Below are 250 nucleotides of genomic sequence, written 5' to 3' on the forward strand. Positions count from 1 at the left end.
GGCCGGGCGCTATCATCCGGCGCGGCGCGACGCGGGCCGGATTGCCGCGTTCACGCTGTATGACGGCGTCGAGGTGTATGGCGGCTTCGCGGGCACCGAAACCGACGTCGCACAGCGCCGCCGCGACGCAGCGCCGACGGTGCTCAGCGCGAAACTTGCCGCGGGCGACGATCGCTATCAGCACGTCGTCTACGGCGCGAATCAGGCCGTGCTCGACGGGCTGACGATCCGCGACGGCAACGCGGTGGGC

1 pseudogene is annotated in these 250 nt (G+C 71.6%); it reads left to right on the top strand.

From position 1 onward, the window contains the following. Positions 1–250, top strand: a pseudogene (locus tag SB771_RS36010) (right-handed parallel beta-helix repeat-containing protein); the annotation flags it as partial.

Origin of the sequence: Burkholderia sp. SIMBA_051, from assembly GCF_046534915.1 — a bacterium.
Classification (GTDB): Bacteria; Pseudomonadota; Gammaproteobacteria; order Burkholderiales; family Burkholderiaceae; genus Burkholderia; species Burkholderia ambifaria.